The following is a 22,970-nucleotide window of genomic DNA, read 5'->3' as shown; positions in this document are numbered from 1 at the left end:
TATGCGGTCAGGCGATCAGCTGCTCCATAATGCGCTGATACATGCGGCTCAGCAGCTGCAGATCTGACGCTTTGACGCACTCATTGATTTTATGAATTGTGGCGTTAACCGGGCCAAGCTCCACTACCTGCGCTCCCATACGGGCAATAAAGCGTCCGTCAGAAGTGCCGCCCGTGGTCAACAGCTGCGGCTTAATTTCATTATAGTGCGTTACGGCGTTTACCACGGCATCGACCAGCCTGCCGCGTGACGTCAGGAAGGGCTGTCCGGAAACGGTCCACTCCAGCGTATAGCGCAGCTGATGGCGGTCCAGCAGTTCTGTCACGCGATCTTTAATCATCTGATCGGTCAGCTCGGTGCTGAAGCGAAAGTTAAACTGGACAAAAAATTCGCCAGGAATAACGTTATTGCTGCCGGTACCCGCCTGCACATTCGCAATCTGCATGCTGGTTGGCGGAAAGAATGCGTTGCCCTGATCCCACTCGGTGGCCACCAGCTCATTCAGCGCCGGCATGGCACGGTGTACCGGATTATCCGCCAGGTGCGGGTAGGCGACATGGCCCTGCACGCCGTGCAGCGTCAGGTTTGCGGTCATTGAACCGCGCCGGCCATTTTTCACCACATCCCCGACGATCTCTGTACTGGAGGGCTCACCCACCAGGCAGTAATCCAGGCGTTCATGACGCGCCATCAGGCGCTCCACCACTTTGACCGTGCCGTTGACCGCGCTGGCCTCTTCATCGGAGGTGATCAGAAACGCCAGGCGGCCCTTGTGCTGCGGATGCGCAGCGACAAAACGTTCAGCGGCGACCACCATCGCTGCCAGCGAGCCCTTCATATCGGCGGCACCGCGCCCAAACAGCATGCCATCGCGGATAGTGGGCTCAAACGGCGGGTTGATCCAGCGGTTTGCATCACCGGGCGGAACGACATCAGTGTGTCCGGCAAACGCCAGGGTTTCACCGTGACCGCGCGTGGCCCAGACGTTCAGCGTGTCATTAATATGCATCTGCTCAATCTGAAAACCGATCGCCTCCAGGCGGGCGATCAGCAAGGCCTGACAGCCCGCATCATCCGGACTTAGCGAAGGGCGACGGATGAGCTGCTGAGCCAGCTCAATAACCGGACAGAACATGTTATGACTTCTCCTGAATAAAAGCGTGGTAAAGATCGGCGCTGTAGCCCGGCAGCAGGCTGCCATCGGGGGCGGCAAGCAGCGGACGTTTAATGATGGCAGGCTGTGCCAGCATCACGGCGCTGGCGCTGGCGGCATCCTTAATCTCGGCACGTTCTGCTTCCGGCAGCCTGCGCCAGGTGGTACCGCGCGTATTCAGCAGGGCTTCATAGCCAAGCCGATCGATAAAGTGCTGCAGCAGCGCGGCATCCAGTCCATCCGCGCGATAATCGTGAAACCGGTAGTCGATGCCGGACACGGTTAGTGCATTGCGCGCTTTTTTTACGGTGTCGCAATTTTTGATTCCGTACATCACCCACTGCGCTGTCATAGCTGTTTCCCGTTCTGCAAAAAAATCTGCGCGCGAGTTTACCACAGCGGGGTGCGCGCGGTGAGCGTCAGTGGATATTGCCTGCATTTTTCATCATCTGCGGCCTTTAATCGAAAACGCTAATCAGGACCAGTAAGCGTTTTCATTCTGAGCGCAAACTGCCCGCTGTCTTATTATCAGGCCGGTAAGGATTATCTTAATCACGGAATTGTGCTACAGGATGAAAAAAACATTATTTTTCATTCTGAACAGAAGCTTGCAGAAATGTGCGTTACGGCACAAAAAAGAAAAATTGCAGCTTTTCCCCGCGTCTGCCGATAGTGATAAGAGGTGGAAACGTATTCACCTGCAGAAAAAAGCGGCGTACAATTGCCATCACAATAAGAGAGGTTGTTATGGTTGAATATGAACTGGGGAACTGGAAAGAATTTATCGAAGCGATGTTACGTAAGTAACGCGTGACGAGGAAAGCAGGGCGTTTCCCCCCTTGCTGCGATTCTGACCACACACATCAATAGAGCCGCCGGGAGCCTCTCCCGGCGGCTTTTTTCATGCCGGCTAATCGTGCGATTTCTCACGCAGCGGAAAGCGACGCCGGACCAGCACAAAGAACAGAGGTACAAAGAAAATAGCCAGCAGCGTGGCAGTCAGCATACCGCCCAGAACGCCAGTCCCTACCGCATGCTGACTGCCTGAACCCGCGCCGCTGCTGATCGCCATCGGCAGAACGCCAAACATAAAGGCAAGCGAAGTCATTAATATCGGACGCAGGCGCTGACGCGAGGCTTCCAGAGTGGCCTCCTTTAACTCACGGCCTTTGCTGTTGATCTCATTCGCAAACTCCACGATCAGAATCGCGTTTTTCGCCGAAAGCCCGATCACCGTCAGCAGCCCGACCTGAAAATAGACATCGTTTTCCAGTCCGCGCAGCCATGTTGCCAGCAGAGCACCGACAACACCCAGCGGCACAACCAGCATCACCGAAAAGGGAATAGACCAGCTTTCATAGAGCGCAGCGAGACACAAAAACACCACCAGCAGCGAAATAGCATAGAGCGCCGGGGCCTGCGCGCCGGATAATCGTTCCTGATAAGATGCGCCGGTCCACTGGAAGCCTACCCCGAGCGGCAGCTGCGCCACCAGCTTCTCCATCTCATCCATGGCGGTTCCGCTGCTGACGCCGCTGGCCGCTTCGCCAACAATTTCCAGCGAGGCGTAGCCGTTATAGCGCTCCAGGCGCGGTGAGCCGGTTTCCCAGCGGCTGGTGGCAAACGCAGAGAAGGGCACCATGCCGCCGCTGCTGTTGCGCACGTACCATTTATTGATATCGCCGGGCAGCATACGAAACTCCGGTGCCGACTGCACATAGACCTTTTTAACCCGGCCGCGATCGAGAAAATCATTCACATAGGTCGATCCCCAGGCGGTAGAGAGGGTCTGGTTGATGGTGTCCAGCGAGACGCCGAGCGCCTGCGCTTTGCGCTGGTCGATATCGATCTGCAGCTGCGGCGTATCGTCCAGGCCATTATGCCGCACGCGCGACAGCGCCGGATCGGCTGACGCCAGCGCCAGCAGCTTATCGCGCATCGCCATCATCTGCGTGTGCCCGATACCGCTGTGATCCTGCAGCTGCAGATCAAAGCCCGAGGAGCTGCCCATGCCGCTGATGGCCGGGGGGCTGCTGGCGACCACGCGTGCTTCAGCAATCGCGGCAAATGCGCGGGTAGCGCGCTCAATAATGGCAAAAGAGGTGCGGTCGTCACCGGGACGTTGATCCCAGGGCGTGAGGCGGACAAACAGCCGCGCCACGTTCTGACCGTTGCCGCCAGGCCCGGATCCAATGGTGGCAAACACGGACGTGACGTTCTCTTTTTCCGCCGTAAGGTAGTAACGTTCAACTTTCTCAACCACGCGGGAGGTCTGCTGCAGCGTTGAACCCGGCGGCAGCTGAATCTGCGTCATAAATACGCCGCGATCTTCCAGCGGCAGAAAAGAGGTCGGCAGACGCAAAAAGAGAAAAGCCATCAGGCCGATCAGCGCGGCATAGAGCAGCATCCAGCGGCCACTCTGGCGCAGCAGTCGCGCAACGCCCCGTTCGTAGCGCTGAGTGCTGGCGTTAAACGCGCGGTTAAACCAGCCGAAAAATCCGCGCTGACCGTGATGTTCACCCTGTTTCAGCGGCTTAAGCAGCGTGGCGCAGAGGGCGGGCGTCAGGATCATCGCCACCAGTACTGACAGCACCATAGCGGAGACAATCGTAATGGAGAACTGGCGATAAATGGCACCCACCGTGCCACCAAAAAAGGCCATCGGGACAAAGACCGCGGAGAGAACCAGCGCAATGCCCACCAGCGCGCCCTGTATCTGCCCCATCGATTTGCGCGTGGCGGCCCGTGGCGATAACCCTTCCTCGCTCATGATGCGCTCAACGTTTTCCACGACCACGATCGCATCATCAACCAGCAGGCCAATGGCCAGCACGACGGCAAACATGGTCAGGGTATTAATACTGAAGCCGCAGATATAGAGCACGGTAAACGTACCCAGCAGCACCACCGGCACCGCGATAGTGGGGATCAGCGTGGCGCGAAAATTCTGCAGAAAGAGATACATCACCAGAAACACCAGCAGGATCGCTTCCAGCAGCGTTTTGACGACATCTTTTATTGAGGCCTTAACAAAAGGCGTGGTTTCAAATGCGATTTTCGCTTCAAGGCCGGGGGGGAAATAGTGCGCCAACTCCGCGACGCGGGCGCGGACCAGCCGGTCAGTATTCATCTCATTCGCGCCGGAAGCCAGCTTTACACCCAGACCTGATGCGGGCTGACCGTTATAGCGACTCAGGTAGTCATATTTCTCTGCGCCCATGGCGATGCTGGCAACATCACCCAGCGTGACAACTGCACCACTGCCGCTGCTTTTTAAGGTAATGGCGCGAAACTGCTCCGGCGTCTGCAGCATGGACTGCGCGTTGACCGTGGCATTCAGCGCCTGCTTCTCTACCGACGGCAATCCGCCGACCTGGCCAACGGCGACCTGGGTATTTTGTGACTCAATCGCCTGAATGATATCGGCGGTCGTGAGCGCATAGCGCGTCAGTTTGACGGGATCGAGCCAGATGCGCATAGCGTACTGTGACCCATAGGCATCCACCTGACCGACGCCATCGATGCGGCTGAGCGGATCCTGGATGTTACTGGCAACGTAATCAGCAATATCCTGCTTATCCATGCTGCCATCGGTGGAGACAAACGCAATCATCAGAATGTTGCTGTCGCCGGTTTTATTAACGTTAACCCCCTGCGCCTGAACGGCGGCCGGAAGTTTGCGCAGCGCGCTCTGCAGCTGGTTCTGCACCTGCTGACGCGCCTCATCGGGATCGGTACCGGCGAGAAAGGTCAGCGTAATCTGCACCTGGCCGGTATTGCTGCTGTTGGAGGACATATACATCAGGTTATCGATGCCGGTCATATTCTGTTCGATAACCTGCGTAACGGTATTCTCCAGCGTCTGGGCAGAGGCGCCGGGATAATTGGCCGTGATGCGGACATTGGGCGGAGCAAGATCCGGATACTGTTCAACCGGAAGCGAGGTGATAGCCAGCGTGCCGCACAGACAGAGTAAAATCGCCAGAACCCAGGCAAATACCGGGCGGTCGATAAAAAAGTCCGACATAACTCTGTTACTCCTCAGCGGCAGCTTGTCATTATTATATGAGCAGCGCACGGCTGGCGCGCTGGCAGGCGAGGCGGGCACACTCTGCAGGCGCCTGCCCGCTTTACTTTACGCGGTGTAAATCAGAGAAACGTGGAGTAATTATGGAAGAAATGTAAATGTTGCGCGGCCGGACGGCTCAACCGGTGCCGTACTGCTTTACCTTTCCCGGCAATACAGACATTAATCTGGCTAAACATTAAACAGATTTACCGACCGCCTGGCCTGGTTTGCACAGGCTTGCCAATACTTCTCCTGTCACCCGCTATTTTCTGCCACTCAGGAGATCCTTATGAAACGAGCTACTACCCTCTTTGGTGCGGCCCTGCTTGCCACCGCAAGTTTTTCCACGCTGGCTGCTACGCCGCTGAGCGAGGCGGATGCCCAAAACATGCAGCCTGCAGGCACCATATCGGTCAGCGGCGTGCGCGGCACGCTGGATGACGCCACCCGCCAGCTGTCGCAAAAAGCGGAAGAGATGGGCGCCACACACTTTCGCGTCATTGGCGCGCAGAATCCTGGCGACTCCAGCCTCTGGAACGGCAGCGCTGAAATCTATCGCTGATGCGTTACCCGGGAGCTGCGCAACCGGGCATTTCCCGGCCCGATTTTCTGCTTTTCTGACGCCATCCTGACCGGTCACGCTGCTGACCGGTTTTTTTTGTGCGTCACGACCGATTCTTACAAATCAGATCGTGCGTCCAGCCAGTATATTTTGCTTCGTTCATGCAGAACGGGTAGGATTCATCGCCGTAATTTCCCGGGTCGCCACGCGCATCGTTCCACTGCTCAGGCACCGGTTTTTTACTCCATTTCGCACCGCAGGCGCAAACGATTGGTCAGCCGGTGATTGATGGTCAGGACAAACAGGAAAGCTATGAAACATACTAAAAAAACGCCCGACGAACAGCGTGCTGCGAGAAGGCGCTGGCTGAACTCTCACGATACCGGTTACCACAAAGCGATGGGTAACCGACAGGTACAAATGATCGCCATCGGCGGTGCTATCGGCACCGGTCTGTTCCTCGGCGCAGGCGCACGCCTGCAGCTGGCAGGTCCGGCGCTGGCACTGGTCTATCTGGTGTGCGGCATCTTCTCTTTCTTTATTCTCCGTGCGCTGGGCGAGCTGGTACTGCATCGCCCCTCAAGCGGCAGCTTTGTCTCCTATGCGCGTGAATTCCTCGGGGAAAAAGCGTCTTATGTAGCGGGCTGGATGTATTTCGTTAACTGGGCGATGACCGGGATTGTCGATATCACCGCCGTGGCGCTTTATATGCATTACTGGGGCGCGTTTGGCGACGTACCGCAGTGGGTATTTGCGCTCGGCGCGCTGGCCATTGTCGGCACCATGAACATGATTGGCGTTAAGTGGTTCGCCGAAATGGAGTTCTGGTTTGCGCTGGTGAAAGTACTGGCAATTGTGATCTTCCTGATTGTTGGCGTGGTGTTTCTCGGTACCGGCAAACCGCTCGACGGCAACGCGACCGGCTTCCATCTGATCACCGATAACGGCGGTCTCTTCCCGCATGGCCTGATGGCCGCGCTGGTGCTGGTGCAGGGAGTGGTATTTGCCTTTGCCTCGATTGAGCTGGTAGGAACCGCGGCCGGCGAGTGCAAAGATCCTAAAACCATGCTGCCGAAAGCGATCAACAGCGTGATCTGGCGTATTGGCCTGTTTTATGTGGGTTCCGTGGTGCTGCTGGTGCTGCTGCTGCCGTGGAATGCCTACCAGGCGGGACAGAGTCCGTTTGTGACCTTCTTCTCGAAGCTGGGCGTTCCCTATGTCGGCAGTATTATGAACATTGTGGTACTGAGCGCGGCGCTCTCCAGCCTTAACTCCGGTCTCTATTCAACCGGCCGTATTCTGCGATCCATGTCGATGGGCGGCTCAGCGCCGCAGTTTATGTCGAAGATGAGCAAGCAGCAGGTTCCGTATGCCGGTATCCTGGTCACGGTTGCGGTTTACATCGTTGGCGTGGTGCTGAACTACTACGTGCCGTCGCAGGTGTTTGAGATTGTCCTGAACGTTGCCTCGCTGGGGATCATCTCTTCCTGGGGCTTTATCGTGGTCTGCCAGATGCGTCTGCGCAAAGCGATCAAAGAGGGCAAGGCTGAGGATGTCAGCTTTAAGCTGCCGTGGGCGCCGTTCACCTCCTGGCTGACGCTGCTGTTCCTGCTGAGCGTGCTGGTGCTGATGGCGTTTGACTACCCTAACGGCACCTATACCATCGCTTCCATTCCTCTGATCGCTGTACTGCTGGTGCTTGGCTGGTTTGGCGTACGCAAGCGCGTCCAGGCAGAGGCGATGAAAGAGCATGAGGTGCACGCGGATGAGAGCAGCGATGCGTCACCGCAGCTGGCGGACGAAAGCGGACGCTAAACCTTTCTCTGTAGCGTAACGGGAGCCTGGCTCCCGTTTTTTTTACCCGCCGCTGCGCAGGTAATTCAGATAGTTTTCCCCGCCGCTGCCGCCTATCATTTCAGCCTCTCTCAGCAAAGCAGCGGAGCGCTCATGGCATTCACTATCAACGTCATTAAAAATAAAATCCTGTCTGAAAACTGGTTTGTGCTGCGCAATTACACCTACGAGCTGACGCGCAGCAATGGCGAGGTGGTGCGGCACAAACGTGAAGTCTACGATCGCGGTAACGGCGCAACCATCCTGCTCTACAATCGTGAAAAAAACAGCGTGGTGCTGACCCGGCAGTTTCGCATCGCCACTTACGTTAACGGCAACGAAAGCGGTGAGCTGATTGAAGCCTGCGCCGGGCTGCTGGACGACGACACGCCCGAAGATTGCATCCGTAAAGAGGCGATTGAGGAGACGGGCTATCAGGTGGGGAAGGTTGAGAAACTCTTTGCTGCCTACATGTCACCCGGCGGCGTTACGGAACTGATCCACTTCTTTGCTGCAGAATATAGTGAAGCGATGCGTGCCAGCAGCGGCGGTGGCGTTGAAGATGAAGCGATAACCGTGCTGGAGCTGTCGTTCCCGCAGGCGCTGGCGAGGGTAAAAGATGGGCGCATCTGTGACGGTAAAACCATTATGCTGCTGCAGCATGCGCAGCTTGCCGGATGGCTGAAGCCGTAATCAGGGCGCAGTGATGCGCCCCCGCGGCGGGCCTGCATGGCTGAATATCTGTGCCTGAAGCTCAGTTACGCCACCGCGTTCTCTATCTCCCCGACCACGCACTCCGGATGCGCCTGCAGTCGTGCCAGCGCCTCGGCATAGGAGGGCATTGAGTCGGCTGCGCCAGCGCGCTCAACGCAGAGCGAGGCAAACGCTGCGGCAAACCGCGCCGCCTGCGGCAGATCGTCGCCTGAGGCGAGACGCGCGGCAAGCGCACCGTTAAATGCGTCACCCGCGCCGGTGGTATCGCGCGGCTGCGCCGGAAAGAGCGGAATACGCTGCTGCCGGTCAGGCGTGGAGAGCAGGGCTCCCGCCATGCCCAGCGTAATAATGACCTGGCGCGCGCCTTTGCGGTGCAGCACGTCGGCGGCACGGCGCGCGCTGGCGAAATCGGTTACCGTTACGCCGCTGAGCTGGGTCGCTTCGGTGCTGTTCGGCGTCAGCAGATCGACCTTTGCCAGCAGCGCATCGCCAATCTTCTGCCACGGTGCCGGGTTAAGGATGACAAAGGTGCCGCTGGCGCGGGCGTTGTCGATCATACGCTGGATAGCGCTGAGATTATTCTCCAGCTGCACCAGCAGAATGTCGGCTGCGGCGACCGTAGGCTGGCAGCGCGTCACCTCGGCTGCGGTCACGGTGGTATTAGCGCCCGGATAGACTGAAATCATATTCTCCGCGTCGTCGCCCGCGACGTAAATCAGCGCATTGCCGGTTGGCTTCTCTTTACAGGTAAACAGCGTAATGGCATCGAACCCGGTTTTTTCCAGATGACGGCGGGCAAACAGGCCAAAATCGTCATTGCCTACTTTGCCGATGTAGTGCACCCGCGCACCTGCGCGCAGCGCCGCCGTGGCCTGATTAGCCCCTTTGCCGCCTGCGCCCATCATACTGTGATGCGCCGTCAGCGACTCACCCGGCAGCGGAAAGCGGCGCATCACCGCCACGATGTCGAGATTAAAGGAACCAAATACACACACTTTTCCTTTCATCATACGCTCCTGAACAGGCGTTCGGCGGCCAGACAGGCACCGCGGCAGCCCGTGTAGTCGGTTGAGTGGCTGAAGATAATCTTCAGATTTTCACGGGTAACCGGCGGCCGCAGATGCTGCTGGATCTGGCTGCGCAGCTGCGCCAGCGGAAAATCAGCCATCGCCAGTACGCCGCCCCCGAGGATCAGGTACTCCGGATCGAGAATATTCATTTCGGTCGCGATAAGTTCAGCCAGCCGCCGGACAAACGCCTGCAGTTCCGGCTGTTCGCCGTGGCGGGTAAACAGCGCCGGCATCGGCGTATCGGCGGCGTTTTGTGCGGCCCAGCGGCTCAGCCAGTGGCCCGACGTCAGCGTTTCTGCACAGCCGTGGTTACCGCACGGGCAGGGCAGGGTGTTGCCCGCCACCGGAATATGCCCCAGCTCGCCGGCACCACCATGCTCGCCGTGATAAAAGCCACCGTTGAGCCACAGGCTGTTGCCCATGCCAGTGCCGGGATAGAGACCCACGGCGTTGTCCGGCAGCTGCTCCAGCTGCAGCAGATCCCACAGCATCAGATGGTTCACATCTTTGTCCATCGCCACCGGCACGCCAAGCAGCGCGGTGAGGCGCGACGCGACCGGCTGGCCATCCAGCGCCTGAATAAAGGGCAGCGAAATCACCAGCTGCCGGTCGCGGCTGAGAATACCCGGCAGACCCAGCATAATGCCGCTTACCGGCTGCTGCTCCAGCGTGTCGCGGATGAGCTGAGCAAGCGCCAGCAGCGCGTCGGGCTGCTGCGCCCAGCTGGCGGTGGCGACTTTGCGAAAGCTGCTCCAGACGCCATCCTCTTCCATCAGCTGCAGCCGCGTACCGGTGCCGCCGATGTCGATACCGAGCCAGCGTGGTTTCATGCGGACACCTGCGTCAGCCCCTGGGCTTCATCAATGCTGTCGCGCATCATCTCCCACGCGGTCGCCAAATCATCATGAATATTGAACAGGCCGGATGTGCCGACAATCAGCACTTCTGCACCGGCCCCAATCAGCTGGTTATAGGTGCGGGTGTTGCAGGAGCCGTCGATCTCAACCAGATAATGATAACCGTGCTGCTGTTTAAGCGTTTTCAGCTCGCGCACTTTCTCCACCATCTCCGGAATAAAGGGCTGACCGGCGTAGCCAGGGTCCACCGTCATCACGGTGATTTTATCCAGCAGGTGAATATAGTGCTGGATAAAGGAGACCGGCGTGGCGGGATTCAGCACAACACCCACTTTTTTACCAAAGCTGCGGATCAGATTGATCACGCGGAAGGCGTCGCGGTTAATAGTTTCTGCATGCGGGCAGATGTAGTCAGCCCCCGCTCTGGCGACCGCCTCGATAAAGTCGGTCGGCTCTTCCACCATCAGATGCACATCAATGGCCACGCGGGTATAGGGCCGGATCTGTTCAATAAAGAAAGGGGAGAGCGTGATGTTTTTAACGTAGTGACCATCCATGATATCCACGTGAAGAAAGTCAGCGCGCGAATCGAGAACCTGCAGCTGGTGCTTGATCTCCATCAGGTTCATACACATCAGTGACGGGGAGATTTGAATACGCATCATACTTCCTTCTTTTCAGTCAGAGGATTAAGCACCGCGGCCAGCTTGCTGAGCTTTACCGCACGGTGTTCGTTGAGTCGGGTTTTGAGTTGTTTAAAGGCGAGTACCACAATCAGCACCGCACCCCACATCGCCAGACTGACGTGCTGGCTGATATTCATCAGGTTGAAGCCGGTTGAGAGCACCTGCAGCGCAATCAGCGCCAGCACGACGCCGGTGACGCGACCAAAGCCGCCGTTGGGATCGGTGCCGCCGAGGATAATCGCCAGTACCGTCAGCAGCAGGTAGGCGTCGCCGTAGCCCATGCGCGCGGAGTTAAAGCGCGCCATCATAATCAGGCCCGCGAGCACGCAGAGCAGGCTGGAGATCACGTAAACCAGCATCACCATGCGGTGGGTGTTAATGCCGCTAAACCAGGTTGCGTTGATGTTGCTGCCGCCCATATAGATACATTTGCCGGCCCGGGTTTTACCGAGAAACAGCGCCAGCAGCGCGGCGGCGATGAGGAACACCCAGAGCGGCAGCGGCATCCCCAGCAGCGTATCAGCGCCCAGCGCCTGCACCACCGGCGGCATGCCGCTGACGGCTGCGCCTTTGGTCAGCCAGATACCGATCCCGTTCAGCGTCATCATCGTAGCCAGCGTCACCAGAATCGGATGCGCGCCGATGCGCGTGACCATCAGGCCGGTGATGACGCCGATGGCGGCGGCAATCAGCATGGCGCCGATAATGGCGATAACCAGCCACAGCAGCTGCAGCGCCATCCCGGCACCGGCAGGCAGGGCGCTCATCAGCGTCCAGGCGATAAACAGCGCGGTCAGGTTGGCGGTGGCAATAATGGCGAGATTCAGGCCGCCGCTGAGAATGGCGATAAACATCGCCAGAGTCAGTAATCCCAGTTCCGGCAGCTGAAACGCCATGCTCATAAAGGTGGAGTCGGTCAGGAAGCGACCCGGCAGCATCAGCGTAAAGGTCGCCAGCGCCAGCGCGATCAGCAGCATCAGACCAAGGTTGGTGCCGTCAGGGCGCAGTGCAGTCAGTGATTTCATCATCAATGCCCTCAGTCACACGAAACTGACATCAGTTTCTTTGCGTTTTTTGTAGTGCGTTACGGCGATCGCAATCATGATGACGCCGCCTACCACGATGTTCATGAAGTAGTTCGACACGCCTACCAGGTTAAGACCGTTCTTCAGGATGGCGATCAGAAAGACCCCCATTAGCGTGCCGCTGACCGTGCCTTTACCGCCCATCAGACTGGCGCCGCCCAGCACCGTTGCCGCCAGCACATCAAGCTCGCCGCCGACCAGTGCATTAGGCACCACTTCGCCCATGCGATAGACCTGTACCAGGCCGCCAACCGCCGCCATTGCGCCCAGCCAGCCGTAGGCAAAAACGTGGATCAGGCCGACGCGGATGCCGATACGTCGCGCAGACTCTGCGTCGCCACCCACCGCATAAAGCTGGCGCCCGAGGTTGGTTTTGTTCAGCAGCAGTGCCGTCGCCGCTGCAATGATCAGCATGGTGGCCAGCGGTAAACCGACCTGAAAGCTCTCGCCCTGCCAGCTGAACGGCAGCACGTTACGCAGGGTGATCCACCACTCCGGCAGCGAATAGAGGCTGCGGCCGCCGGTCACCCACATCAGCAGGCCGAACAGCAGCGACTGCATGCTGATAGTGATGATGATGGAGACCACCCGCAGCGTGGTGATCAGCAGCGCATTGATCACGCCAAACAGCGTGCCGCACACGATCGCCAGCACAATGCTGAGCAGCGCGTTATCAAACTGAAACTGCACAAACAGGGACGCAAGCAGGTACTGCACCACTGAGGCAACGGCGGCAAAAGAGATATCGATCCCGCCGGTCACCAGCACTACAAACAGGCCCAGCGCAAAGATGCCGGTGACCGCGTAGCTCTCCGCCAGATCCAGCAGGTTCTGTACGGTAAGAAACTGATCGCTGGTCACAGAGAAAAACAGAATGAACGCCAGCAGCACCCAGGCGAGCCAGCCCTGGCTGGAGTGCGGACGTAAACGGGAAAAATCAGGCATTGATCACCTCCGCCAGCTGCTGCTGCTCGACGCTATCGGGTTGATATTCGGCATGAATGGTGCCATCGCGGAAGTGCAGGATACGGTCGCAGTTGTACCAGACCTCCGGCACCTCATCAGAGATCAGGATGATCGACAGGCCCTCTTTCGCCAGCTCATGGATCAGCTGATAGATGCTGGCTTTGGCACCGACGTCCACGCCAACGGTAGGCGAGTCGAGGATCAGAATACGCGGCTGCGTCAGAACCCACTTTGCCAGCACAATTTTTTGCTGATTACCGCCGGAGAGGGTAGATATGGCGAGATTCGGGTCGGCGACGCGCACGCCGAGCTGCTGGATCCACTGCAGGATCAGTTTGTTTTTACGGTACTCATCGATCAGGTGAAAGCGGTTCTGCAGTTTGTCGAGGATCGGCAGCACCATGTTGTCGGCCACCGACTGCTGCTGCACCAGCCCCAGCGTCAGGCGATCTTCTGACACATAGCCAATGCCGGCTTTGATCGCATCTTCATGACCGCGAAAGCGGACCGGTTTGCTGTCGAGCCAGATTTTGCCGCTGTCGGGACGCGTCATGCCAAACAGCGACAGCGCCAGCTCGGTACGTCCGGAGCCAAGCAGACCGCACAGCCCCAGTACTTCGCCCTCATAAAGTTTAAAGCTGACGTCACGGTACTGACCGGCACGGGTAAGATTATCTATCTCCAGGATCACGCGCTCGCTATTACGCGTCGGCGCTTTCAGCTGGTAGTCGAGCTTCAGGCCGGTCATCAGCTCGGTCAGATGATGCGGCGTCATCTCCCGGGCGGGCCAGCAGCCCATTTTGCGGCCGTCGCGGATCACCGTGACGCGGTCGGAGATCTCCAGCACCTCATCAAGCCGGTGGCTGACAAAGACCACGCAGATATTTTTATCTTTCAGATAGCGCACGGTGCGCAGCAGCTGATTGACCTCGGTACGGGTCAGCGAGGCGGTTGGCTCATCCATGATCACCAGGCGCGCATCGGCGACCAGCGCGCGGCAGATCGCGACCTGCTGGCGCTGGGCAATCGAAAGCGCCGCGACTTTCGCATCCAGATCGAGGTCAAATTTCAGCTCGGTTATAATGCTGCGGGCGCTTTCACGCAGGCGCGCGCTGCGGTGCCAGCGCAGCAGACCATTGAGGTTATGCTCAAACGCAATATTCTCCGCCACGCTCAGGTTGGGGAACAGCGAGAGGTCCTGATAGATGACCTGAATACCGAAATCACGCGCCTGTTGCGTGGTCAGGCGCGGCAGTGCCGGGCCATCGCCCAGCGTAATATGGCTGCCGCTGTCCGGGGCGTGCACCCCGGAAATGACTTTGATCAGGGTGCTCTTGCCACAGCCGTTGGTGCCAGCGAGACAGTGCACTTCGCCTGCCAGCAAGGTCAGGGAGATATCGCTCAGCGCGCGGTTGCCACCAAATGTTTTCGACAGATTCTCGAGCGCAATTAGCGTCTGTGGAATGACCTCTTGCATATCAGAGCCCCATTTTTACCAGTTTTGGCAGGTTGTCTTTATCCAGACTCTCTGTGTTGTTGCCGAGAATGGTATGCGTCGCTTCATCCACTTTGACTTTGCCCAGTCCTTCAATCGTCATACCGTCGGTGATCGGCTCTTTCTTCTGCATCATGTCGGCGATACGCACAAAGACTTCACCTGCGGTTTCCGGATTCCAGATGTAGCCGCCTTTGATGGCGTTACGCTGCACCAGCGAGGCGCCCTGACCCGGACTGAAGGAGCCAATGACGCAAACCTGGTCAATTTTTTTGCGGTTCATGACGGCGCGCCCGGCACCAATCGGCCCCTGTGAACCAAACGCCATAATGCCTTTCAGATCGGGATATTTAGACATCAGCTCGTTGGTGGTACGGATGGAGTCATCCAGCGATTCGCCGACGCCAAATTTGTCGGTGACCAGCTGCATGTTGGGATAGTGCTCTTTCTGATAATTGAGCGCGGCATCGGTCCACTGCTGATGCAGCGGTACGGTGAGGCTGCCCACGTACATGGCGTATTTGCCCTCGTCGTGCATGCACTTCGCCAGCGCTTTCATGTGATTGATTCCGTGGGTTGCAGCGTCAACCAACTCAAAATCCCAGTTGGCACCCTGCTGGCCGGGTGACTCATGCGTAATCACTTCGATACCGGCGTCCCGCGCCCGTTTCAGTACCGGCTCCAGCACTTTCGGATCGTTGGGTACCACGCCGATGATGTCGACTTTCTGCGCAATCAAATCTTCAATGGCGCGCACCTGCAGCGCCGGATCGGCTGCGGTAGGGCCGACCATCCATGCATCAATGCCGCGCTTCGCCGCCTCGCTTTTAATGCCCGCTTCCATGGCGTTAAACCAGGGAATACCCCCGATTTTAACGACGATACCCATGCGTAATTTATCAGCGGCCTGCGCGCCGGTGGCGGCAAACAGGGCAAGCAGAGAACAGGCGATAAGATGTTTTTTCATACAGACTCCTGGTTAATTTTTAATTAGCTGCATGGACTGATGACGCTGAGAACAGACAATGACGTTAACGCCATTCCACGCCAGTTCCTGCTCCAGCTCTTTATCTTTTAATTGGTCAGTTATCAGAAAATCGACATCACGGTAGTGACAAACACGGGCAAAAGAGGGGCGCATAAATTTACTGCCATCCAGTAACAGATGTTTTCTTTCAGCGGCCAGTAACATTTGTTGTTTTAAATGCGCGTTATTCTCATTGCCTTCACGTAAATATCCGTCATTACCTAAACTGCTACAGGAAAAAAAGATCTTATTAATCTGAAATTCACGCAGCGGCTGCTCAGCCACCACGCCGTGAAAATCCTCATCGCGGTCAGAATATTCTCCGCCGAGGCAGATAGTGCGAATGCTGCCGCGCGCCGCCAGCGTCTGCACGATGCGTAGCGAATTGGTTAGCACGGTTAACTCGATATCGGGCAACTGCCGCGCCAGATACCAGCAGGTGGTACTGCTATCGAGCAAAATACAGTCACCCGGCGTGATAAAATCGAGCGCGCGCTTGGCAATGCTCATTTTTGCATCGACATGCTCATTAATACGCTGCCGAAAAGATAATTCGTTTTCTCTGACAGCTCTGTTATTTCCCTGAATGCTGGCGTTCTGTTTTTTTACCGGAACAGCACCACCATGACTGCGCTGTAATAATCCTCTTTTTTCCAGCTGGCTTAAATCACGCCGTATGGTTTCCTGCGAAACCTGGCATAGCGTGACCAGCTCTGAGACAATTACGCGGCCATTTATATTAAGTTCGTTAATAATTCTTTGCTGTCTCTCAATCGGCAACATACTTATCCTCCGATGGCTATAAATTACTGGAAGCGGGCACGGGAAAATGTGGACTGGGCAGGAGTCCACGGTGGTAAAAAAAGAGGCCCGTTATTGAGTGATATAAGTTCAGTTATTAATGTAATGCTTAAAGCTTATTTGCACGTAATGTTGATGTGGCTCACATAATTAACCCCTGAAGCGTCACTGTTAAAACAGATCCGATCGCCAGCTTATTAATCCATAGCTACCATAGCATGACTGTTTATGACCGTTTATGCGGGATTGACCGTTTCAAACTGCGCCCTGATAGTCAGGGGAATCTGATTGAGCCGCCGTCAGGCGCAGTGGATGATGGGACCGCAGCGTACAACCTGTCCGTACGATGATGAATCGCTGATTTAATAAGCAGTTAATTCTGCTTTTCAGGCCGCTTCACACTTCCAGCCTGCTGATAACGCACGCAGTGCGCTATGATTTTCTTTCCAGAAATTCGGGGACCGGGTTGTTAATGTCGTATTGGATAAAGTCACTGCTCTTGAGCTCTCTGGCAGCCAGCGCCAGCGTGCAGGCTGAACCTCTGCAGAAGTCTTTTTCTGACTGGCAGCTCACCTGTAACAATGCGGCTTTTTGCGTGGCGCGCAGCTTTCCCGGCGACAATGGTCTGGTGATGACGCTGTCGCGCCACGCCGGCGTCGACGATCGTCCGCTGCTGCGTATCGACTACGGCAGCGCCTATACCGGCGCGCTGCCGGGTGGCCCGCTGAAAGATAATCTGCTGCTGGATCAGCGTCGCCTGAAGCCCGACCTTAAACACTGGACGGTTGAGCCGCACCATCTTGCTACCAGCAACGCTATCGCGATTGATGAGTTTCTGGGACAGACGCTGGACGCGAGCACACTGCAGCTGACGTACCAGGCCAAAGCGGTGGTTCCGCTGCGTGGCCTGAAAGCTGCGCTGCTGCTGATGGATGATGTGCAGGGGCGCGTAAACGGGACCAGCGCATGGGTCAGGCGTGGGGCGCAGTGGGATCTCCCGCCACCGCCGTCGCTGCCATCGCTGCCGTCATCAGCACCGCCGCCCGCGCCGCTGACGCAGGAGGAGACCAGCGGATTGATCGACTATGGAACCTGGCGCATCACCACCGATAGCTGCTCACTGGATCCGCTGCGGCGCGAGGTGAGCGTTGCGCCGCTGACCGACAGCAAAGCGCTGCTGCTGGTCAGCTGTGAAACCGGTGCCTACAACGTTATCGATCTGGCGTTTGAAGTGACGCGCAGCCAGCCCTACGTATCACGCGGGCTGACGCTGAATCTGCCTTTTGTTCCCCCGACGCGCAGCGACACGCAGCTGGAGCTGGTAAACGCAGAGTTTGATGCCAGTAATGGCCTGCTCTATACCTTCAGTAAAAATCGCGGGCTGGGTGATTGCGGTACGGCAACACGCTGGCAGTTTGATGGCAGCGCGTTTGTTCTGGCGGAATATGCGGAAGAGCAGATCTGCGACGCCTGGCACAGCAGCGACGACTGGCCCACGCTGTGGGTAAGCCAGCCGGCGCGCTGAGCGACTTTCCGGGTGTCAGGGGATCGCGCCGATCATCATCGGCGAACCCGTCTTATTGCCCGCCAGCTCTGTCAGCAGATTATTCACGCCGTCGCTCATGGGCGTAAAGCGGCTGAGCGGTGAGCGGGTGACGACCACAAACACGCCAAGGTTATGCTGCGGAATCATCGCCATATAAGTAATGAAGCCGCCGGCACCGCCGGTTTTCTGAATGATACCGGGCCGGCCCGCTTTGGGGGCCATATAGACCCAGCCCATACCCAGCGCATCGGCACGTCCGGGTACATCCATCCCTTCAACTTTAGTCAGCTGATCGCGCCGGTAGATCAGCGTCTGCAGGCGATCGATCTGCGGCGTGCGGTGGCTTACCGCTGAGTCGAGGAACTGCTGCATCCAGCGCGCCATATCATCAGGGGTAGAGTAGACGCCGCCGCTGCCGATCGCCGCCAGAGTATTATTACAGGGGCTGGCCCCTTTTTCCGGCACCATCAGGCGCTGGCACTGGTCCGGTGAGGGTGTAAAGGTGGTGTCCTTCATCCCCAGCGGGCGCGTGACTAACCGCTGCAGCAGCGCCGGATAGGGCGTGCCGCCCGCTTTCGCCAGCGCGTCAGCCAGCAGGTCAAACCCGAGGTTGGAGTAGGCCGCCTGAGTGCCGGGCGCGGCTTTCAGCGTGGCGTTGCCCAGCCACTGCCAGCGATCGCTTTTGGTTGGCCAGACAAACACCGGACGGTGCGGTTTACCGCCGGGCTGTTCGCGCGGCAGCGAGCCGGTGTGGGTGGCGAGGTTGATCAGGCGGATCGTCTGGCCGTTATAGGCCGGAACGCGCGCCCCCGGCGGGGCGTAGCGGCTGAGCGGGTCATCCAGGCGGATCTGCCCACGCTCGGCCATTTTCACCATCACTTCGCTGGTCATCAGCTTGCTGAGTGACGCGATGCGGATAACGGAATCCTGCTGCGGCCGGACATTATTACCGGGACGGGTTTCACCAAAGCTGGTAAAGACGCGCTGATTGCCGTCGATGGCGACCAGCGCCATGCCGGTTGCGCCGCTGGCGTAAAAAATATGTTCGGCATAGCGATCAACAATCTGCGATGCCAGCAAAGGATTAGGTGAGACCTGTGCCATACCGCTGACAGGCAGCACGGAGACCATCAGGGCCAGTAAAAATGAAGTCGGTTTTTTCAACGGGAGTGCGTCCGCTATCAGAATCGGAAGAAAACCTATAGTAATCAGTTTGCGCAGAGCGGGAAGGGGAAAACGCGATTTTTTTTGTATAGAAAGTGCTAAAAAAAACGGCCCTCACCGTTATCGGGTGAGGGCCGCGGGGCTTATGCCGGTTTCAGCAGCGATTCCGCCTGGCTTACCACGTTTTCAACGGTAAAGCCGAAGGCCGGGAACAGCTTGCCGGCCGGCGCGGATTCACCAAAGGTGGTCATGCCGACGATTTTGCCGTCGATACCGACATATTTGTACCAGTAGTCGGCGATACCTGCCTCAACCGCAACGCGGGCGCGTACGGTAGTAGGCAGTACAGATTCGCGGTAGGCGCTATCCTGCTTGTCGAACACATCGGTGCTGGGCAGTGACACGACCCGGACCTTGTGGCCATCCGCGCTGAGTTTCGCTTCCGCTCCCAGCGTGATCTCCACTTCTGAACCGGTGGCGATCAGAATCACATCCGGCGTGCCGTCGCAATCCTTCAGGATATAGCCGCCGCGCGCGATGTTTTCGACCTGCGCCTGGCTGCGCTCGGGCTGCAGCAGGTTCTGACGGGAGAGGATCAGCGCGGTCGGGCCGTGATGACGCTCCACGGCTGCTTTCCATGCCACCGCGGTTTCGACCTGATCGCACGGACGCCAGGTGCTGAAGTTAGGCGTCAGACGCAGGCTCGCCAGCTGCTCGACCGGCTGATGCGTCGGACCATCTTCGCCCAGACCGATAGAGTCATGGGTGTAGACCATGATCTGGCGCGCTTTCATCAGCGCAGCCATACGGGCGGCGTTACGCGCGTACTCAACAAACATCAGGAAGGTTGCGGTGTAAGGAACAAAGCCGCCATGATGCGCGATGCCGTTTGCAATCGCGGTCATCCCGAACTCACGCACGCCGTAGTGAATATAGTTCCCGGCCGCATCCTCTTTGATCGATTTTGAACCTGACCAGATGGTGAGGTTACTCGGTGCCAGGTCAGCCGATCCGCCCAGGAATTCCGGCAGCAGTTTGCCAAAGGCTTCCAGTGTATTCTGTGACGCCTTGCGGCTGGCGATTTTCTGCGGATTCGCCTGCAGGTCGCGGATAAAGTCAGCGGTTTGGCTTTCCCACTCCGCCGGCATTTCGCCGTTAAGACGACGGCTAAACTCCTGCGCCAGCTGCGGATGCGCCTGCTGGTAAGCGGCAAACTTCTCATCCCAGGCTTTTTCGTGCGCGGAACCCGCTTCTTTTGCATCCCACTGCTGGTAGATATCCTGCGGGATTTCAAACGGCGCGTAGTTCCAGCCGAGCTGCTTACGCGTCAGCGCAATCTCTTCGTCGCCCAGCGCCGCACCATGTGACTCCTCTTTGCCCGCCTTGTTTGGCGAACCAAAGCCGATAGTAGTGCGGCAGATAATCAGCGACGGCTTATCGGTGACGCTCTGCGCCTCTTTAATCGCGGCGGCCACGGCGTCGGCGTCGTGACCATCAATGCCTTCAGCGCTGCCGATCACGTGCCAGTTATAGGACTCAAAGCGTTTGTGCGTATCATCGGTAAACCAGCCTTCGGTTTCACCATCGATAGAAATGCCGTTGTGATCGTAAAAGCCGATCAGCTTGCCGAGGCCCAGCGTACCCGCCAGCGAACAGACTTCGTGTGAGATGCCTTCCATCAGGCAGCCGTCACCCATGAACACATAGGTGAAGTGGTCGACAATATCGTGTCCTGGCTGGTTGAACTGCGCGGCCAGCGTACGCTCAGCAATCGCCAGACCCACCGCATTCGCCAGACCCTGGCCGAGCGGGCCGGTGGTGGTTTCGACGCCTGGCGTATAGCCAATTTCCGGATGTCCCGGCGTTTTTGAATGCAGCTGACGGAAGTTTTTCAGCTCTTCCATTGGCAGATCGTAACCGCTGAGATGCAGCAGGCTATAGAGCAGCATTGAGCCGTGGCCGTTAGAAAGGATAAAGCGATCACGATCGGCCCAGGCCGGGTTAGTGGGGTTATGTTTCAGGAAGTCGCGCCATAACACTTCCGCGATATCGGCCATGCCCATCGGCATACCTGGGTGACCGGAATTTGCTTTCTGTACCGCATCCATACTCAACGCGCGAATCGCGTTAGCCAACTCTCTGCGTGAAGACATAGGGTTCTCCCTTGTAGTGAAGCATCAGCGGGTCCGCCTCGGCTCGCCCGCACTCAACGGTGGTGCAATCAGAGGCGTGCAGCCAGCACATCTTCCAGTTTCTGCTGGTCAACGGCGAACTGGCGGATACCTTCAGAGAGTTTTTCAACCGCCATCGGATCCTGGTTGTGCTCCCAGCGGAACTCCGCTTCTGACAGCGAGGCTGGCTGATGGAAACCTTCGGTAGAAGGCTCCAGCTTGCGCTCAACCGGCGCGTCGCTGTTCGCCAGCTCTTCCAGCAGGTTAGGGGAGAGGGTCAGACGATCGCAGCCCGCCAGTGCCAGAATCTGCTCAACTTTGCGGAAGCTGGCGCCCATGATCACCGTGCTGTAGCGATGCTTTTTGTAGTAGTCATAGATGCGACGCACAGATTTCACGCCCGGATCTTCATCCACAACATAGGGGTCCATTGGCTTACGCGTGTTGTACCAGTCATAAATGCGGCCCACAAAAGGTGAGATCAGATAGACGCCCGCTTCTGCACAGGCGCGCGCCTGCGCAAAGGAGAACAGCAGCGTCAGGTTGCACTTAATGCCGTTTTTCTCCAGCTCTTCAGCCGCTTTGATCCCTTCCCAGGTTGAGGCGAGCTTGATAAGAATACGTGAGCGGTCGATACCGTGCTCTTCATACAGGCGTACCAGCTTTTCTGCTTTGGTCACGCACATACCGCGATCGAAAGAGAGGCGGGCGTCAACTTCAGTTGAAACGCGGCCCGGCACGCTTTTCAGGATTTCCATGCCGAGGTTGACAGCCACTTTGTCGCTGGCGTTGATAATCTGCGTTTCTTTGCTGCCACCCTGCTTTTTCGCATAGTCGATGGCGTCATCAATCAGGTGTTTATAAGCGTCAAGACCGGCAGCTTTCAGGATCAGAGAAGGGTTGGTAGTGGCATCTTCCGGATTATAATGACGAATGGATTCGATATCGCCACTGTCCGCCACCACGGTGGTGAACTGTTTTAGTGCGTCTAGCTGGTTCATCGCTTAACTCCTTGATTAGCAATATTGTGGGCAAAAGAATGCCGGGCAACCGTCGCCTTGTCTGCGCCCTTTGCTGGGGATAGTGGTTCCACACAGTGCTACAGACGCCCGCTGATTAAAATGCGTTTTCTCTGATTATGGCGTGGCGGAGAGAGAGGCGGCGTAATCGGTTCAGCCATGTTTTGCCATCTTCAAGCATAGCAGCTTGCGCCAGAGATGCAGGCGAGGCGGTAAGTTTGCCGTCAGCTGCGGCGGTAGCCTGTGCTCCGGCACGGCGATCGGGCAGAGGACGCCTGGCCGCGTCCTCTGTACTCCCCGATTTAGCGCCAGCTGCGTGCTGCTGCGCCGGGGCGCATGTTAAGCGCTGGTTCCGTTCGCCGTCAGCTGCGGCGGCAGCTTTTGCTCCGGCACGGCGACCGGGCAGAGGACGCCTGGCCGCGCCCTCTGCACTCCCCGGCCCTGCGCCAGCCCCGCCCGCCGCTGCGCGGTTCCCTCGCTCAAGCCCGCTTCCCCGGGACCGGCCGCCATTCGCTCCAGCTCACCGCGCCCTCCCGCCGACGTCCTGTCGGCTCATCCCGGAACCGTGCCCTCCCCCGACGGACCCGGATGGCGCTTCCCGCCGCTGCTGGTTTTTTCTCTTTTTCTTACGTTTTTTATGGCTGAAGGTTTCGTGAAGAAGCTTCAGACCACACCGCAACACTTTTTAAAAAAACAAAATGAAAAATTTACAGGCGGGGAGGAGGGGCGCTATCCGCAGCGCCGGGCGCAGA

At 57.7% G+C, this 22,970-nt stretch carries 20 protein-coding genes; 6 read left to right on the top strand and 14 right to left on the bottom strand.

The genetic code is table 11. The features are described 5' to 3' along the window. Nucleotides 1-7 precede the first annotated feature (7 nt). Nucleotides 8-1,135: a succinyl-diaminopimelate desuccinylase gene (gene dapE, locus B4056_RS10870; protein ID WP_039379515.1), complete on the bottom strand. Its 1,128-nt coding sequence runs from the start codon at nucleotides 1,133-1,135 to the stop codon at nucleotides 8-10. A gap of 1 nt (nucleotide 1,136) precedes the next feature. Next, a complete protein-coding gene (locus tag B4056_RS10865; RefSeq protein ID WP_094111948.1) occupies nucleotides 1,137-1,505 on the bottom strand; it encodes an ArsC family reductase in 369 nt (122 codons plus the stop codon). Nucleotides 1,506-1,900: 395 nt separating this feature from the next. On the opposite strand from B4056_RS10865, the gene ypfM reads away from it, so the two are divergent. Next, on the top strand, nucleotides 1,901-1,960 hold the full coding sequence (ypfM, locus tag B4056_RS17040; RefSeq protein WP_113655867.1) for a protein YpfM: 60 nt from the start codon (nucleotides 1,901-1,903) through the stop codon (nucleotides 1,958-1,960). A 103-nt stretch (nucleotides 1,961-2,063) separates the two neighbouring features. Here ypfM and acrD read toward each other — a convergent pair whose 3' ends face one another. Further along, entirely contained in the window at nucleotides 2,064-5,180 is a 3,117-nt protein-coding gene (gene acrD, locus B4056_RS10860) for a multidrug efflux RND transporter permease AcrD (protein WP_150034144.1), read from the bottom strand. Nucleotides 5,181-5,511: 331 nt separating this feature from the next. Between acrD and B4056_RS10855 the strand changes: the two genes are divergently transcribed. The 3 genes from B4056_RS10855 (at nucleotide 5,512) to nudK (ending at nucleotide 8,310) form a co-directional block, all read left to right on the top strand. Then, a complete protein-coding gene (locus B4056_RS10855; protein WP_071667916.1) occupies nucleotides 5,512-5,784 on the top strand; it encodes a DUF1471 domain-containing protein in 273 nt (90 codons plus the stop codon). A 312-nt stretch (nucleotides 5,785-6,096) separates the two neighbouring features. Next, nucleotides 6,097-7,599 carry an L-asparagine permease gene (ansP, locus tag B4056_RS10850; protein WP_039379509.1) on the top strand — a complete coding sequence of 501 codons (1,503 nt, stop codon included), beginning with the start codon at nucleotides 6,097-6,099 and terminating at the stop codon, nucleotides 7,597-7,599. Nucleotides 7,600-7,731: 132 nt separating this feature from the next. Further along, nucleotides 7,732-8,310, top strand: a complete 579-nt coding sequence (gene nudK, locus B4056_RS10845; RefSeq protein WP_039379507.1) for a GDP-mannose pyrophosphatase NudK — start codon at nucleotides 7,732-7,734, stop codon at nucleotides 8,308-8,310. Nucleotides 8,311-8,375: 65 nt separating this feature from the next. On the opposite strand, the gene B4056_RS10840 is transcribed toward nudK, so the two are convergent. Genes B4056_RS10840 through B4056_RS10805 form a run of 8 tightly spaced genes read right to left on the bottom strand, consistent with a single transcriptional unit; the run spans nucleotide 8,376 to nucleotide 16,300 of the window. After that, nucleotides 8,376-9,338, bottom strand: coding sequence for a ribokinase (locus B4056_RS10840; protein WP_039379505.1), 963 nt, complete (start codon nucleotides 9,336-9,338; stop codon nucleotides 8,376-8,378). Next, nucleotides 9,338-10,231, bottom strand: coding sequence for an allose kinase (alsK, locus tag B4056_RS10835; protein WP_094111943.1), 894 nt, complete (start codon nucleotides 10,229-10,231; stop codon nucleotides 9,338-9,340). Before alsK ends, B4056_RS10840 begins: the two co-directional genes overlap by 1 nt. Continuing rightward, nucleotides 10,228-10,920 carry a D-allulose 6-phosphate 3-epimerase gene (gene alsE / locus B4056_RS10830; protein WP_065648729.1) on the bottom strand — a complete coding sequence of 231 codons (693 nt, stop codon included), beginning with the start codon at nucleotides 10,918-10,920 and terminating at the stop codon, nucleotides 10,228-10,230. The genes alsK and alsE overlap by 4 nt, the downstream gene beginning before the upstream one ends. Beyond that, nucleotides 10,920-11,969, bottom strand: coding sequence for an ABC transporter permease (locus B4056_RS10825; protein WP_039385603.1), 1,050 nt, complete (start codon nucleotides 11,967-11,969; stop codon nucleotides 10,920-10,922). The genes alsE and B4056_RS10825 overlap by 1 nt, the downstream gene beginning before the upstream one ends. A 15-nt stretch (nucleotides 11,970-11,984) precedes the next feature. Further along, complete coding sequence (locus B4056_RS10820) at nucleotides 11,985-12,974, bottom strand: ABC transporter permease (RefSeq protein ID WP_039379498.1); 990 nt, start codon at nucleotides 12,972-12,974, stop codon at nucleotides 11,985-11,987. Then, nucleotides 12,967-14,472 (bottom strand): sugar ABC transporter ATP-binding protein, encoded by a 1,506-nt coding sequence (locus tag B4056_RS10815; RefSeq protein ID WP_039379496.1) that lies wholly within the window; start codon nucleotides 14,470-14,472, stop codon nucleotides 12,967-12,969. The genes B4056_RS10820 and B4056_RS10815 overlap by 8 nt, the downstream gene beginning before the upstream one ends. 1 nt (nucleotide 14,473) lies before the next feature. Then, a complete protein-coding gene (locus tag B4056_RS10810) occupies nucleotides 14,474-15,457 on the bottom strand; it encodes a substrate-binding domain-containing protein (protein WP_039379493.1) in 984 nt (327 codons plus the stop codon). 12 nt (nucleotides 15,458-15,469) lie between these two features. Further along, a complete protein-coding gene (locus B4056_RS10805; protein WP_094111944.1) occupies nucleotides 15,470-16,300 on the bottom strand; it encodes a DeoR/GlpR family DNA-binding transcription regulator in 831 nt (276 codons plus the stop codon). 490 nt (nucleotides 16,301-16,790) lie between these two features. Between B4056_RS10805 and B4056_RS10800 the strand changes: the two genes are divergently transcribed. Continuing rightward, nucleotides 16,791-17,843, top strand: a complete 1,053-nt coding sequence (locus B4056_RS10800) for a DUF1176 domain-containing protein (protein WP_094111945.1) — start codon at nucleotides 16,791-16,793, stop codon at nucleotides 17,841-17,843. 15 nt (nucleotides 17,844-17,858) lie between these two features. Here B4056_RS10800 and ampH read toward each other — a convergent pair whose 3' ends face one another. From ampH to tal, 3 genes are all read right to left on the bottom strand, one after another. After that, nucleotides 17,859-19,028 carry a D-alanyl-D-alanine-carboxypeptidase/endopeptidase AmpH gene (gene ampH, locus B4056_RS10795; RefSeq protein WP_039379485.1) on the bottom strand — a complete coding sequence of 390 codons (1,170 nt, stop codon included), beginning with the start codon at nucleotides 19,026-19,028 and terminating at the stop codon, nucleotides 17,859-17,861. A gap of 143 nt (nucleotides 19,029-19,171) precedes the next feature. Next, complete coding sequence (gene tkt, locus B4056_RS10790; protein WP_039379483.1) at nucleotides 19,172-21,181, bottom strand: transketolase; 2,010 nt, start codon at nucleotides 21,179-21,181, stop codon at nucleotides 19,172-19,174. A 68-nt stretch (nucleotides 21,182-21,249) separates the two neighbouring features. After that, nucleotides 21,250-22,200, bottom strand: coding sequence for a transaldolase (tal, locus tag B4056_RS10785; protein WP_094111946.1), 951 nt, complete (start codon nucleotides 22,198-22,200; stop codon nucleotides 21,250-21,252). A gap of 583 nt (nucleotides 22,201-22,783) precedes the next feature. On the opposite strand from tal, the gene B4056_RS10780 reads away from it, so the two are divergent. Beyond that, the coding region (locus tag B4056_RS10780; RefSeq protein WP_288654732.1) for a hypothetical protein at nucleotides 22,784-22,970 on the top strand (187 nt) is incomplete at its 3' end.

Source organism: Pantoea sp. UBA7232, from assembly GCF_002473195.1.
Lineage (GTDB): Bacteria > Pseudomonadota > Gammaproteobacteria > Enterobacterales > Enterobacteriaceae > Pantoea > Pantoea eucrina.
This window is presented reverse-complemented; position numbering and strand designations above follow the sequence as displayed.